Genomic DNA, 13902 nt, shown 5'->3' with positions numbered 1-13902 from the left:
AAATGGCTCAAGTGGGCATTGAGGTCAAGGATTTAAATTTCAGTTGGCCTAATGGAGAGAAAGTTATCAAATCTTGCTCTTTAGAAGTACCCAAGGGTGAGTTTTGGATGCTCTTGGGTACAAATGGCAGCGGAAAATCTACGTTACTGAAACTGCTGGCGGGGTTATTAGCTCCTGAATCTGGTGAAATTCGGGTTTTGCACCCCGTTGGCTTTGTTTTCCAAAATCCAGATCATCAACTAGTGATGCCAACTGTTGGTGCTGATGTGGCTTTTGGATTGGTAGAAGAAAAGTTACCACCTGCTGCTACCAGAGCAAGAGTTGAGGAGGCGCTAGGGGCGGTGAATTTGCTTACCCTGCAACGACGCCCTATCTATGCACTCTCTGGAGGACAGAAACAGCGAGTAGCGATCGCAGGTGCGATCGCTCGCCGCTGTGAAGTCTTATTATTAGATGAACCCACTGCCTTACTAGATCCAGATAGCCAGTTGGATTTAGTTGCTGGTGTTCGCCGCCTTGTCAAAAGCCGAGGTATTACAGCCCTGTGGGTGACACATCGATTAGATGAGTTAAATTACTGTGACGGCGCTTTTTTGCTAGAAAAAGGCTCTCTGGTGGATAGAGGTGAAGCTGAACGCCTTAAACAACGTCTGATGGAGGTACACAGCGAAGCCTCTTAATTGAGTGCTGAGTAACGAGTGCTGAGTGCTGAGTAAGTAAAATTCACTGTACTTAGCACTCCTGAATACTACTAAAAAAGAACTGTAACGCGCCTTTTAAACAAAGGCGCGTTTTAAGTTGGTGCGTCTATCTGAGGTTTGAGTTTTGTGAGGCTGCCGTATTTTTTATTCTGTGTAGCATAGTGTTACAGACTATGCATCAATTATTATAAAACTTATGAATGAATTTTGTTAACTCTAGAAAATTGTGATTAAAAACCATGCCCCGTTCCTTACTCCAAGCCGTTTTGTTAGTGGACGGCTACAATATCATAGGCGCTTGGCCTTGCCTTAAAAAAACGCGTGATAGCGTTGGATTAGAGGCTGCACGGGGCGAACTTGTGGAAGCAATGACCGGTTATAGTGCGTTTCAAGGTTACACAACTCAGATAGTTTTTGATGCCCAATATCAGAACACCTCTAGTAATAAAGAAATTATTACTGAGCTTTTATCTGTTTATTACACTGATTTTGGGCAAACAGCAGATACTTATATCGAAAAATCCTGCGCTTCTTTTCGCCAGCAAATAGCTCAATCTTTGATTTCGCGTGTAATTGTTGCTACATCAGATCGGGCACAGCAGTTGATGATACAAGGGTATGGGGCTGAATGGTTGTCGGCACAACAACTCTGTGGTGAAGTGGAAGCTACCGTCTGCCGGATGCGACAAAAGTATCATACGCGCAAACAATCTAAGAGTAGGTTTTTAGCTAATGCCATTGATGCTAAAGCGCGGCAACGTCTGGCTGAATTACGAATGGGATTACAGTGAATATTTAGTATTTAAGAGTCTCTGCTTAAGTTCCTGAATGGATTTTGGCTGCAAAAGTTATATAGATTAAGCATCTAAAAAAAATATTGGCGAAAGTACTTGCCAAATACTATTTTTAGCCCTAAGATTATAAATCGTGAGTGGTCCTCAGTAGCTCAGTGGTAGAGCGATCGACTGTTAATCGATTGGTCGCTGGTTCGAATCCGGCCTGGGGAGTTTATAAATTTTGAAGTTTAAATTTTCGATTCTAGATTATCCATCAGAAACGTCACTGTCGCTTGGCTGTGACGTTTCTGAATTATGTCTCTTTTGGTGCTTTTCCTAAATTTGGTATTCAAGATCACAAGTAGTTCTGGATCAATAATCTCATAGCGATTTCTGTGTTCACGAAGTGTCTTGGAATGAGAATCGCCACCAAATAGCTGTAGGTCAGCAGTCATCTAACCCACTGGAGTTGTTTGCACATAAACCCCCTAATACAGCACAGCGGAAATAAACCACCCATTCACAATCAACAAAACCCTTACGCTGTCTTAATTTTTAATTTTTAATTTTTAATTTTTAATTCCGCCTTGCGGTACTAGCCTTTTCCTGAATCATATTTTAAAAATATCGACGACGGGCGGAATGTCGCAAATAGCGATAAATGCCCCAAGCTAAAACTCCAAAAAGGAGATTTAGTAAACAGCGACTAAATATAAACCACAAAATATAAGTGTCAAAAAGCTTTGACGGACTCAAAGGACTAATTTTCCTCGCTAAGAGAAACAGACCAAAAATAGCATTTCCACCCAGCATAAGGGCAAAAATTACTAAACTCCTCTGCCAATAACGGCGCTGGATTGTACGGTCGGAAATTAGGGTAATTACGGGTTTACCTTGCACTTTTCGCAGTAATTGTTCCAGTCGCCAAAACATCCACAACAGAAATGGAAAGAAACCATAACTCAGGAAACGTAGGGGTAATGAGTAACCCCAAGCAATAGATAGGACATTAACTAGGGCATGACATATTACAGAATTTAGCCAAGCCCGAAAAATGAACTTTTTGTCTCGATTTAACCGAGTGTGGGAAGAAATATAAATTCCTAATGCGTATCCCCAAGGTGCAGAGAACATCGCGTGAACTGGCGTACCGATAGTACGGTCAAGAATTGATGCTGTACCGTGAAAAAGGTAAATCCAGTTTTCTTCGGCAGTGAATCCAAGGGCAACGGCTATGGTGAAGAGGAAAACCGTAGATGCAAGTAATCGATACCTGCGTTGCAGATAGTAGGTTGGGACAACAACCGCAGCCAATTTGCAGCCTTCTTCAATTGGACCTACTTCTACAAGCTGCCGCAACGCCACACCAAAAAACGTAGACGCGCATCGGCTTGGCGGTAGACATAGCTCAATGTGATACCAGTCTGAAACCCAGTTAGCTACAATTTCAAAAATCCATTCGAGGCTAAGGGCTAAAATACCAGATATTGCCCCGATGATAAAGAACATTAGTAACTTTAACAAAGGTGGGGCAAATGGCACCCGCAAGTAGTAGTAGCCTAGCAGCAGCAAGGGTGGTATTGCTGCCCACAATAGTAGAGATGAATCAACCACTCACCTGAGCGATCGCTGTGCGGTGACGGTGGGTATTGTTGGTGATAGTAGGAGTTTGGAAACCCGCCTCAATAATAGCTTGCTCAATGTCCAAAGCAAAATATTCATCTAAATACGGTTCAGTACTTTTGAGCAAAGTCAAAATGTAGGCTGGCATTTTCTTGTAAACTTCAGATTTAGGATTCATATCCATGATTGCCAAGTAGCCACCCGGACGCAGCACACGCCGCATTTCAGCGAAAATCTGTCTGGTTGCTGACTGGGGTAATTCATGGCACATCAGAAAAATCGAAACTAAATCAAAAGAGGCATCAGGTAGCCCAGTAGATTCAGCTTGGGCATGAAGCCAGTTTATTTTAGCTTGGCGTTGCCCAGCGCGGTAATGAGCAACAGCTAAGAAGTAAGGAGATAAGTCCAAGCCTGTGATTTTGGCATTGGGATAAATTTCTTGCATGGTAAAAGTACTCAGACCCACACCGCAAGCCAAATCTAGGATGTCTTGTGGTTGATTGGGAATTTGAACTTTGAGAATATCGTGATAACTTTGGCGTAGTTTAGCATCTCCTTGCGCTCCAGCATCCTGCCAAATTCCGGCATGGACAGTACGAGCAGCAACTTCTAGCTCCCAAGCGGCTTTCCAACTGAGGTCTCCACCTTCGTAGGCATGGAATGGCCGTAAGTAGTATTCTGGGTAGGAAAGCTGAGGATTTTCTACTTGAGCTAGATCAGCTTTCCAATCACGCGCCTGTAGTGTTTCGACTTCTTGCGTCCAAGGCACACCAATTCTCTCGGCACGTTTAATCATCATTTGTCTAGCTTGATGCTTGGCTAGGTTAGCTAAAGGTTGGATTGCCAATATGCCATTTACCAAGCGGGAAGCTAAACCAAGATTAGTGTTTACAGCAGCAGTCATAAATCAATTTGCATTTAACAGCCTTTTCTACTTATGACATACTTGCTGTACGGCAGTCTAGAAATGAATTGAATTATGTAACGGCAGTCTGCACTCCTTTGGCTTGCCTCAAGCAACAAATATTATAGAAGGTTGACATTTGCAGAGCAGCAAACTTCTGAGAAGATTTAAATGATGCTGGTTTACATTTTATATTTATCAGAGAATTTTATTCAAGACTGGTAAAATTTTGATACTTAGCAACATTTGTCTCAACAAGAATGGCAAAAAACTGAGTGTCAAAGTTCAGCTTATTGGAGTCAAATATGGCCAGAGCAAGAAGAAGATCAAGTGGCTTTTTAAAAGATTTTCAAGAATTTGCCCTTAAAGGCAATGTAGTTGACTTGGCGATCGCCGTCATCATTGGTAGTGCTTTTGGCAAGATTGTCACTTCCTTTGTTGAAGATGTGATCATGCCATTAATTAATCCCTTGGTTAGTTTTAGTGGCAAAGACTGGAGAACAATCACCATTAGTCCAGGAATCAAGATTGGTGAGTTTCTTGGCGCAATAGTTGACTTTGTAATCATTGCCTTAGTTTTATTTGTGGCAATTCAAGCTTTACAAAAATTCAAGAGACAAGAAGAAGTCGCCGATGAACCCCTAGCAGACCCTAACTTTGTAGCTCAGGAAAGATTGACTAGCGCCTTAGATAGGCTCAACCAAACCTTGGAATCTCGGAATAATCAAGTTTTGTGAGTAGGGGTGGGAGTGGGAGGATGAGGGAGCAGAGGAACAGGGAAGTAAGAATTTTAGATTTTGGATTTTAGATTGAAATTTAATCCAAAAGACGCTCTCTACAAAACGCTGCGCGTCGCGTCTTGTAGAGAGCTATGCGTAAAACCTTCTCTACGAGAGGCTTTACGCTACGCTATTGTCAATCCAAAATTTAAAATTGAATTGCCCCATGCCCTACTTCGCAGTAGGCTTGAGAGCTAACAACATTTCCAATTCACTGGTAGATTTATCAGGGCTAGTAGAGGTAAAACCAATACCACGAACAGAACTCAGAATGGTTATGGTATCGGGGTTAGACGAGATAAAACTATTAATCAGGGGTATAGTTTTAGTTTTATCCATATCTAGGTAAAAATAGCCACCATTAGGCTTTTGCAAAGAAGCAGTAACGGCTTTGAAGGCATCGCTATTGTCGAGAGATGGATTCTTGCTATTGGCAACTGCGTCAGCAACAGGGCCACCAACAGCTACAAATACGGTATCTTGATCCAGCCAACCATGTGCTAATAAAGCTCCTTGTCGGGGGATTTGCCACTCAGTTACGTCTTTACCACCGATATTCCTGTTAGCGACGTTAATTTGTTGGGTTTTGGCGAGGGTATCCAATTTTGTTAAGGTGGCTTCGGCAGTTTTGCGATCGCTAGTATCAAATACTAAAGCACCCCCAAAACCAACACTTGCTAATACTCCTTGATTTGATGGAATCGCACCAAAGGCAAATTCCCCATTCATCCAGCCAAAAATATCCTTATCCAGGTCTATATTGACAAATTTCAGTTGTCCTCGTACCTGTTCAAGACCTTGCTTCATTTCTGGATAATCTTTTGACTGTTCTACTAGTGCTTCCCAGCCACGGCTGATGCCATTTCCGCTAACCAAAGCAAAGGTATCAGTGGGAAATTTCCCGACTATATTCCCAGGACTTGATTGATACTGAAATTTATTTAGTTGCGGATCTAAATTAGCGATCGCTTTTACCCGCACTCCTGCATCATCAACACCAACACCCGCCACCACAGATTTTATCTGTTTCAGTTGTGTCAAGGTTTGTGGAGGTAACTGCTTTACCTGCGGATTTCCGGCTGCTAATTGCTGTACCATCCCTGCATAGTCTGGTACATAAATTTGGGCAAGGCTGTTTTTGACATCCACTCCTTTAAGAATGTTGCTTGCACCTTCTTTACTGGCAAAAGAAGACTGTCCCTTAAAGGTGTCAATTGCTTTTTCTACAGCTTGTTTTTCAGGCGCTAATACTAAGTGACTATTATTTAAAACTACACTATAAGTAGGCTTGCCATTTTCTGTAGTTTCGAGAATTTTTTGACCTTGATAGTCAGATTCCTGGAATTTCACCCCCTTTTGTGACTTCAATTTGTTAGCAAAATTCAAGGCACTCAGCTTGTCTTTGATTCCTACCACTATGAGGATATTCTGTTCCTGCTGTAAATTTGTTGGTACACTCGGTGCCCCAGAGGGGACGTTGAACTGTGCAGGTTTCACAGGATTTGGTGGTAATACAGCAATCATGACACCACCAGCCCAAGGCTTTATGTCTTTTTCATAAGAAACGTTACCATCACGGAACATTTGCTTATTGAAATTTTCCAGATTTTTTGCCACCAACTTTTGTGCTTCTGGAGTGCCAAACTGCTGTAATTTTGCCCAACTTTCAGTATCAGTAGTAATATAAGTTGCCATCAATGCTGTTGAAGGTACTACTTTAGCACTACCTAAAGCGTCTGAACTACTTCCTGATGGACCTTTAAAATACGTATAAGTCGCTATACTTCCTGCTACAACAACTACAGCAGCACCAATAGCAGGAATGAGAAACTTTGATTTACTTTCAGGCATTTTATTATCCTCTTTTGCTCAGATTGTCACCGAGATTTATACAAGTGTCATTGTAGAGTTTTCGGATTTATTAATAATTTCCGCTCATTGATCGGTATTTACTGATAAAATTAGTAGTCCTATAAGTTAGCAGTCTAATAATTACTCTCAAAAATACTTCAAAGAGATGATGAGCAAATCCGCAAATGATATGCTGTTCATCTCAAACAAAATAGCCTGATCAACAGCAGCAAGCTATCCTAAGTTATAAGAATAATTAGGAGTATTTGTACTTAATGAGAATCTATCGAGGTGCAAGAGACTCTTGACTCAGTGACAAAAAAGTGCAAAACATCAGAAAAAGTAAATGCGGTAGGGATATGGAAAAAAGTCCAAGGTTCGACAGGCGGACTTCGGAAATTCGGGTGAGATTAATTTCAATCCCCCAATCCCCAAGGTGAGTTATCACCTCTATAATGCCCTGTTAATTTGGGAAATACCACACCGCTATTTTGCCTAACAACATCCAGCCAAGCCAGACTTTTCAGGATTACAAGGTCAGTAAGGATCAATGTCGAAGTCTTATTTTGATACAGATAATAACGGACACAAACCTTTTGAGTTACCGGGAGCAAGACCACAGTACAACCCCGATCGCCCCGGACAGGTAGAGCATATTTTTCTCGATCTCAGCTTGGATATTCCCAAGCAAAGCTATCAGGGTAGTTGTAGCATTCGCCTCTTACCAATCCGTAATGGCATTGATCGTTTGACTTTGGATGCTGTAAACCTGAATATCGAGTCTGTGCAGGTGGACGAGGTGCCACAAAGTTTTGACTACGATGGGGAACAGCTTTCCATTCAACTTTCTGAGGCGACCCAAATTGGTAAACGCTTGCTAATTGCGATCGCCTATTCAGTGGCAAAACCGCAACGCGGTATTTATTTTATTCAACCAGACAAGCATTACCCAAACAAGCCTACGCAAGTTTGGACTCAGGGAGAAGACGAAGACTCTCGCTTTTGGTTCCCCTGCTTCGACTATCCAGGACAACTATCTACTTCGGAAATTCGCGTCCGTGTTCCCAACCCTCTCGTGGCTATTTCTAACGGCGAATTGATTGACACTACAGAAGATGGTGATTACAAAATCTACCATTGGTCACAACAACAAGTCCATCCTACCTACTTGATGGCCTTAGCAGTAGGTGATTTTGCTGAAATTCGGGATGAGTGGAAGGGTAAACCAGTCACCTACTACGTAGAAAAGGGACGGGAGGAAGATGCTAAACGCAGCATGGACAAAACTCCCCGGATGATCGAATTTTTGAGCCAAAAATATGGTTATCCATACCCTTTTCCGAAATACGCCCAAGTTTGCGTCGATGACTTCATCTTTGGCGGCATGGAAAACACCTCCACAACTCTGTTAACAGATAGATGTTTGCTGGATGAACGCGCCGCTTTAGATAACCGCAACACCGAAAGTTTAGTCGTCCACGAACTCGCCCACCAGTGGTTTGGTGATTTGGTGGTGATTAAGCATTGGTCTCATGCTTGGATTAAAGAAGGGATGGCTTCTTACTCTGAGGTGATGTGGACAGAAGAGGAATATAGTTCAGAAGAAGCAGCTTACTATCGTTTATTGGAGGCTCGTCGCTACTTAAGTGAAGATAGTAGCCGTTATCGCCGACCGATGGTAACGCACGTTTACCGAGAAGCTATTGAACTTTACGATCGCCACATCTACGAAAAAGGGTCTTGTGTTTATCACATGATTCGGGCCCAATTGGGAGATGAATTATTTTGGCAAGCTATCCAAACATTTATCCAAGATAATGCTCACAAAACCGTAGAAACAGTAGACTTACTCAGGGCGATTGAAAAAGCTACCGGACGTAATCTTTTGTTCCTCTTTGACCAATACGTTTATCGTGGTGGTCATCCCGATTTTAAAGTGGCCTATTCTTGGGATGGAGATGCTAAGTTAGCAAAAATTACAGTAACTCAAACCCAAGCTGCTGAAGGTAAAAATGGCAGTAAGGATTTGTTTGATTTAAAAATACCTATTGGTTTTGGCTATACGCAAGAAGAAGTTAGGAGTGAGGAGTTAGGAGTTAAAAATAATTCCAAACTCATAACTCCTAACTCACAACTCAAAACTTTCACTGTGCGAGTGAATGAACGTGAACAAAGCTTCTACTTTCCCCTAGAAAATAAGCCCCAATTTATCAGCTTTGATGTTGGAAATAATTACTTAAAAACAGTAGTTTTGGAGTATCCAATATCAGAGTTAAAAGCACAGTTAGAATTTGACCCTGACCCGATTTCACGTGTTTATGCAGCAACAGCTTTGGCGAAAAAAGGCGGGTTAGAAGCTACTATTGCGCTTTCTGCTTCGCTAAAAAATGACCCATTGTGGGGTGTGCGTGTGGAAGTGGCGAAACAACTGGCCAAAATCAACTTAGATCAAGCCTTTGATGGCTTAGTTCCGGCTTTAAAAGATAAAAATGCTTACGTGCGACGATCTGTAGTGGAAGCACTTGCTCAAATTAAAACAGCTGAAAGCTATAAGATTGTGAGAGGGGTTTTACAAAAAGGCGATCCTAGCTACTATGTGGAAGCAGCAGCTTCTCGTGCGATCGGGGCGATCTCATCGGCAAACTTGGAAGAAAAACCCAAAGAAGACAAAGTATTAAAGTTGCTGAAATCTGTTTTAGAAGAGAAGGCGGGTTGGAATGAAATCGTGCGGAGTGGTGCAGTTGCCGGTTTAGCTGAATTCAAAACCTCGGAAACAGCTTTAAATCTGCTCATCGAATACACCAAACTTGGTGTGCCACAACCTTTACGTCTAGCGACAATTCGCACTTTAGGAAAGATTTCTGTAGGTCAAAGTCCGGCTAATTTGGAACGTATTTTAGAAAAATTAACAGAACTAGCCAAAGAAACCTTCTTTTTAACCCAAATAGCTGTAGCCGCAGCGTTAGGACAAATGGAAACACCCAAAGCAGTGGGTATTTTGCGATCGCTCGCTGAACAAACGGCTGATGGGCGTGTGCGTCGCTATGCTGAGGAAGAAATTTCTAAAGTGCAAAAGAATATTGGTTCAGAAAAAAACCTGCGCCAATTGCGTGAAGATTTCGACCAACTCAAACAACAAAACCAGGAATTGAGAAGTCGTTTAGAAAACTTGGAGGCCAAATCTAAATAGCACTACATGATAATTAAAAGTAGCTAATTGGTAATTAGTAATTGTGAAAAATCACTATAGTAGTCCTAAATGATATGTGAGAAAGAATAAAGTCTGTAATGCTTGCAAAATTAGGATTTTTCTATTCGTAAATTCTCATAGATCAGATGGGATTGCTATACCAATTAGCAAGGTGTTAATTGACAGTGTAATTTCTTTGTAGACACATAGAATCTTTTATTTTTCACTGAAATCGCAAGGTATAAATAAAGATAACACCAAGATCCCCGGCTTCCGTGAGAAGCCGGGGATCTTGTATAGGTAAATATTTATATTTATATAAAGTAAAGTTAAGAAAAGATAAAATCATCCAAAACGTGGAAAATAAGTTGTAGTTTTATAAAGTATAATTAAGAAAAAGATAAACATATCTTAGGCAGTGTCAATAAGCTAAAATCGCCTCGAACACTATCCCTGAAGGGTAAGGTTCCAGTTGTTTTAGATAAAAGACTACTAGCTATCTTGAACTTGCAACTAACTTGTGGGTCAGGAAAAAAGCATTGTAAATTTTTCAGTTGAAGAGGCAAAAAAAGGCGTGGGTCAGTATCAACCTGCTCAACTAAAACTCTATAATCCAGATGCGATCGCTCGCTACTATAGTTACCGTCCTTGGCTAGCCTGGGGGCGATTGCTGAGAATTATCTCCTCCTTTGCAGGATTTATATTCAATCTGAAGTGGGACGAATGGCAAGATAAAGTTGAGCAGAACAAGGGTAAACGAGCTATCCAGTTGCGAGAACTGCTCACCCGCCTCGGCCCGACTTTTATTAAGGTTGGTCAAGCCCTCTCTACTAGGCCTGACCTGATACGCAAAGATTTTTTAGAAGAACTGATCAAGTTACAAGACCAGTTACCACCTTTCGATAATGCGATCGCTTACCAGATTATCGAAACTGAACTAGGCCGTCCAATCCACGAGAGCTTTAGCGAACTGTCACCTCATCCAGTAGCGGCTGCTAGCTTGGGTCAAGTATACCGGGGTCGTCTGGTCAGCGGCGAAGAAGTTGCCGTGAAGGTGCAACGCCCCAACTTACACCCGGTAATCACCCGCGACCTATATCTGATGCGTTGGGCAGCAGGTTGGCTAGCTCCTTGGTTGCCTTTAAATCTCGGTCACGACCTAACTTTAATTGTGGACGAGTTTGGCATAAAGTTATTTGAAGAAATTGACTATATTAATGAAGGCCGCAACGCCGAGAAGTTTGCCAGCAATTTCCACAACGACCCACAAGTAAAAGTTCCAGGTATTTACTGGCGTTACACCAACACCCACGTTTTAACCCTGGAATGGATTAACGGCTTCAAGCTGACGGACACTCAACGCATCCGCGAAGCAGGTTTAGACCCAGAAGCGATCATCCAAATTGGTGTTACATCAGGATTGCAACAGCTTTTAGAACACGGCTTTTTCCATGCTGACCCTCATCCCGGCAATTTGTTTGCTGTGTCCGATGGTCGTATGGCTTACATTGATTTCGGCATGATGGATCAGTTGGAGGAAAGTACCAAAGAAACACTGGTAGATGCACTAGTGCATTTGGTAAATAAAGACTACACCGACTTAGCCGAAGACTTTGTAAAATTAGGATTTCTGACTCCAGACACGAATATTTGCCCGATCGTGCCAGCATTAGAAGCAGTGCTAGGAAACGCTATTGGCAAGAATGTCAAGGATTTTAACTTCAAAACTATTACCGATGAATTCTCGGAACTGATGTATGAATATCCTTTCCGAGTCCCGGCAAAGTTTGCTTTGATTATTCGTTCCTTGGTGACTCAGGAAGGTATTGCCCTGAGCCTTAACCCGGATTTCAAAATTATTGAAGTGGGTTATCCCTACATAGCACGGCGGTTGCTGACGGGTGAATCGCCGGAATTACGGCGAAGATTATTGAATGTGTTGTTCAAAGATGGTAAATTTCAGTGGCAACGGTTAGAGAATTTAATTGCGATCGCTCGTACCGATAGCAACTTTGATGTATTGCCCACAGCCCAGATGGGATTCCAATATTTAATCTCGGAAGAAGGGAAGTTTCTGCGGCGACAGCTGGTGCTTGCTCTCACCGAAGATGACCGCCTCCACACCGAAGATGTCCAACGCCTGTGGAACCTGGTTAAAGATGACTTAAAACCAGATCGTTTATTAAATGTAGCGATCGAGATTTTAACAGATTTATCCAGAGAAGGTGCAGCCGCTATTCTCCCAAAATCTACATTCCTTGCGCCTTTTACTGGAAACCAGTCAGCAAGTAAAAACTAAAAACCTTTAATATAAATCAGGAGTTTTAATGTACTATTTTCCTCTACAACCACCCTATTTCCTCTTACTTGTTGGCTTTTTGACAGCATTAACATCTGGTTTGGCATTATCTGGCACTTTAAAAGTAATTGTGCAGAAATGGCCAAGCGAACGAGCAGAGAATACTAAACCACGTTCCTCACTGAAACAATTACTTGTGCCATTTATCGGCATAACTGGTGGCACTTGCCTATTTCTGTCTTCAGGCTTAGAAATATTTGGCTTTCCCTCCACCTTGGCTTTAGGAGTAGGTCTACCAATTAGTTTGTTTACTTGTTTATTAGTTTGGTTGCAGTTGGGAAGTATGATGACCTTTATCGAACGTGAAGGTATGCAATCTTTAGATTTAGATTCTTTTTCTTAGATATGTGAAAAGGTTAGATACCCGAATTATTTGATAATTCAGGTATCTAAAAACCACTAACTTTCAGAACCGAATGGCACTAAGAAAATCCCAAAAGCTTGTGTAGTCTCGTTCCCAGCCTCCAGGCTGGGAATGTATTTAAAGAGGCTCTGCCTCAATTAAAGCTACTGGAGGCGGAGCCTCCCAGAATGCTTTCCCAGCCTAGAGGCTGGGAACCAGTTAGAGCAGGGGATGTATCTTTTCTTAGTGCCATTCCTTTCACAAACTGGATAGGATTGCTTCAACTGAATTATATTAGTTAATCAAGAATGAGAAAAACTCTATTTTGACTTATTTTAACTAGTAATTCTATCCTTAAAATTGCGATAGTTTAGCTTAAAATTGTTGATTCTTTGCTGAATAAAACTACTAGTAGACTTTTGCAGAAGCATTATCTTGCTTGGACGCGTAAAGCTTTGAGGACGTTTTTCTGGTGATTTTAAATAGCGATAATATAAGAAAACATCGCGGTAAGGAATATCAACATCTTCACCCCCACAAAGCCTCACAAAATTTGAAGAAGATATACTCATATAATGTAAATATGTCAACCTCCGCCCTTGGTCGTAGAGGATATTATCTACCACATCAAATTGAGAACCCCAGTGATTACCAGTTGCCTGTTCGCAGTCATGAAAAGCAAAGTTATAATAGGAAATTTTGCTTCTCAACACCATGTAGTTAAATAAAGATTGGTCAGGCGCTAAGAAAGCCATGACATCGGCTTCACCTGCTGCTAATTTTTCAAGTATATCGGCTCTCATCGCTGGAGAAAAAATATTTTTCTTAGTAGCAAACCAACCAGCACAAAATACTTGAGACTGCAAATTATCTGAGTTGAAAATTTGTTGTATCTGCTCTAGCGAACCATCAAAAATAAATTTTAAATCAGACTTATACTGAAAATCATTGACTACCCAATCGTAGTTATCTAATTTTTCATATACATAATCTATAGGCCCCATTAACAAGGTATCTGCATCAAAATAAATAAATCTATCAAATGGGCCATCGATAGCACAAAATTTGCGGTGCATTGGTAGCTCATATAGTTCTGGAAAGCCCCACTCTCGCCAAGTTTTTTGTGCTCTGGGGTAATTTTTCCATATCTGAGTAGCAAAGTTATCCCAGTAAGCTATGGAATCAGAATCTTCAAATAAGGTGACATTATCTCTAGATGCAATCTCTACCTTTACTTTGTCTAATCGCTCATTATATGGAAGTATACAAATAGGAATTTTCCTACCAGCATTAGCTTCTATACTGTTGAGCAACGCAACTAATTGGTCATAGACAACATCATTCGCTAGGATGTAAATGCCATCAATCATTGGGAT

At 41.5% G+C, this 13902-nt stretch carries 11 protein-coding genes and 1 tRNA gene; 7 read left to right on the top strand and 5 right to left on the bottom strand.

All coding sequences use genetic code 11. The annotated features are described in order from the left end of the window. The first annotated feature begins 2 nt into the window (after window positions 1-2). From ACWATR_RS20180 to ACWATR_RS20170, 3 genes are all read left to right on the top strand, one after another. Window positions 3-680, top strand: coding sequence for an ABC transporter ATP-binding protein (locus ACWATR_RS20180; RefSeq protein WP_069073620.1), 678 nt, complete (start codon window positions 3-5; stop codon window positions 678-680). A 260-nt stretch (window positions 681-940) separates the two neighbouring features. Beyond that, window positions 941-1492: an NYN domain-containing protein gene (locus ACWATR_RS20175; protein WP_069073619.1), complete on the top strand. Its 552-nt coding sequence runs from the start codon at window positions 941-943 to the stop codon at window positions 1490-1492. Window positions 1493-1636: 144 nt separating this feature from the next. Further along, window positions 1637-1708 (top strand) — tRNA-Asn (locus tag ACWATR_RS20170). Between the two features lie 17 nt (window positions 1709-1725). On the opposite strand, the gene ACWATR_RS20165 is transcribed toward ACWATR_RS20170, so the two are convergent. From ACWATR_RS20165 to ACWATR_RS20155, 3 genes are all read right to left on the bottom strand, one after another. Further along, entirely contained in the window at window positions 1726-1932 is a 207-nt protein-coding gene (locus ACWATR_RS20165; protein WP_460336174.1) for a hypothetical protein, read from the bottom strand. Window positions 1933-2095: 163 nt separating this feature from the next. Beyond that, window positions 2096-3091, bottom strand: a complete 996-nt coding sequence (locus ACWATR_RS20160; RefSeq protein WP_460336171.1) for a PrsW family intramembrane metalloprotease — start codon at window positions 3089-3091, stop codon at window positions 2096-2098. Beyond that, complete coding sequence (locus ACWATR_RS20155; protein WP_460336168.1) at window positions 3084-4004, bottom strand: class I SAM-dependent methyltransferase; 921 nt, start codon at window positions 4002-4004, stop codon at window positions 3084-3086. Before ACWATR_RS20155 ends, ACWATR_RS20160 begins: the two co-directional genes overlap by 8 nt. A 305-nt stretch (window positions 4005-4309) precedes the next feature. Here ACWATR_RS20155 and mscL point away from each other — a divergent pair, with 305 nt between their 5' ends. After that, window positions 4310-4741: a large conductance mechanosensitive channel protein MscL gene (gene mscL, locus ACWATR_RS20150; RefSeq protein ID WP_460336165.1), complete on the top strand. Its 432-nt coding sequence runs from the start codon at window positions 4310-4312 to the stop codon at window positions 4739-4741. A 213-nt stretch (window positions 4742-4954) separates the two neighbouring features. On the opposite strand, the gene ACWATR_RS20145 is transcribed toward mscL, so the two are convergent. Next, a complete protein-coding gene (locus ACWATR_RS20145) occupies window positions 4955-6634 on the bottom strand; it encodes a DUF3352 domain-containing protein (RefSeq protein ID WP_460336162.1) in 1680 nt (559 codons plus the stop codon). Between the two features lie 550 nt (window positions 6635-7184). Here ACWATR_RS20145 and ACWATR_RS20140 point away from each other — a divergent pair. The 3 genes from ACWATR_RS20140 to ACWATR_RS20130 all read left to right on the top strand — a co-directional run bounded on the left by ACWATR_RS20140 (window position 7185) and on the right by ACWATR_RS20130 (window position 12526). Beyond that, window positions 7185-9824 (top strand): M1 family aminopeptidase, encoded by a 2640-nt coding sequence (locus ACWATR_RS20140; RefSeq protein WP_460336159.1) that lies wholly within the window; start codon window positions 7185-7187, stop codon window positions 9822-9824. Window positions 9825-10398: 574 nt separating this feature from the next. After that, window positions 10399-12123, top strand: a complete 1725-nt coding sequence (locus tag ACWATR_RS20135) for an ABC1 kinase family protein (RefSeq protein WP_460336156.1) — start codon at window positions 10399-10401, stop codon at window positions 12121-12123. Between the two features lie 28 nt (window positions 12124-12151). Then, on the top strand, window positions 12152-12526 hold the full coding sequence (locus tag ACWATR_RS20130; protein ID WP_069073612.1) for a hypothetical protein: 375 nt from the start codon (window positions 12152-12154) through the stop codon (window positions 12524-12526). Between the two features lie 335 nt (window positions 12527-12861). Here the strand turns inward: ACWATR_RS20130 and ACWATR_RS20125 are convergent, their stop codons facing one another. Next, window positions 12862-13896 carry an Npun_R2821/Npun_R2822 family protein gene (locus tag ACWATR_RS20125; RefSeq protein WP_460336151.1) on the bottom strand — a complete coding sequence of 345 codons (1035 nt, stop codon included), beginning with the start codon at window positions 13894-13896 and terminating at the stop codon, window positions 12862-12864. Window positions 13897-13902 lie beyond the last annotated feature (6 nt).

This window comes from Nostoc sp. UIC 10890, from assembly GCF_054786515.1.
This window is presented reverse-complemented; position numbering and strand designations above follow the sequence as displayed.

Bases quoted from the DNA above. Each gene is read 5' to 3' on its own strand.
- ACWATR_RS20140 (WP_460336159.1), top strand. From the start codon at position 7,185: ATGTCGAAGTCTTATTTTGATACAGATAATAACGGACACAAACCTTTT.
- ACWATR_RS20155 (WP_460336168.1), bottom strand. From the start codon at position 4,004: ATGACTGCTGCTGTAAACACTAATCTTGGTTTAGCTTCCCGCTTGGTA.
- ACWATR_RS20145 (WP_460336162.1), bottom strand. From the start codon at position 6,634: ATGCCTGAAAGTAAATCAAAGTTTCTCATTCCTGCTATTGGTGCTGCT.
- ACWATR_RS20175 (WP_069073619.1), top strand. From the start codon at position 941: ATGCCCCGTTCCTTACTCCAAGCCGTTTTGTTAGTGGACGGCTACAAT.
- ACWATR_RS20125 (WP_460336151.1), bottom strand. From the start codon at position 13,896: ATGATTGATGGCATTTACATCCTAGCGAATGATGTTGTCTATGACCAA.
- ACWATR_RS20130 (WP_069073612.1), top strand. From the start codon at position 12,152: ATGTACTATTTTCCTCTACAACCACCCTATTTCCTCTTACTTGTTGGC.
- mscL (WP_460336165.1), top strand. From the start codon at position 4,310: ATGGCCAGAGCAAGAAGAAGATCAAGTGGCTTTTTAAAAGATTTTCAA.
- ACWATR_RS20165 (WP_460336174.1), bottom strand. From the start codon at position 1,932: ATGACTGCTGACCTACAGCTATTTGGTGGCGATTCTCATTCCAAGACA.
- ACWATR_RS20180 (WP_069073620.1), top strand. From the start codon at position 3: ATGGCTCAAGTGGGCATTGAGGTCAAGGATTTAAATTTCAGTTGGCCT.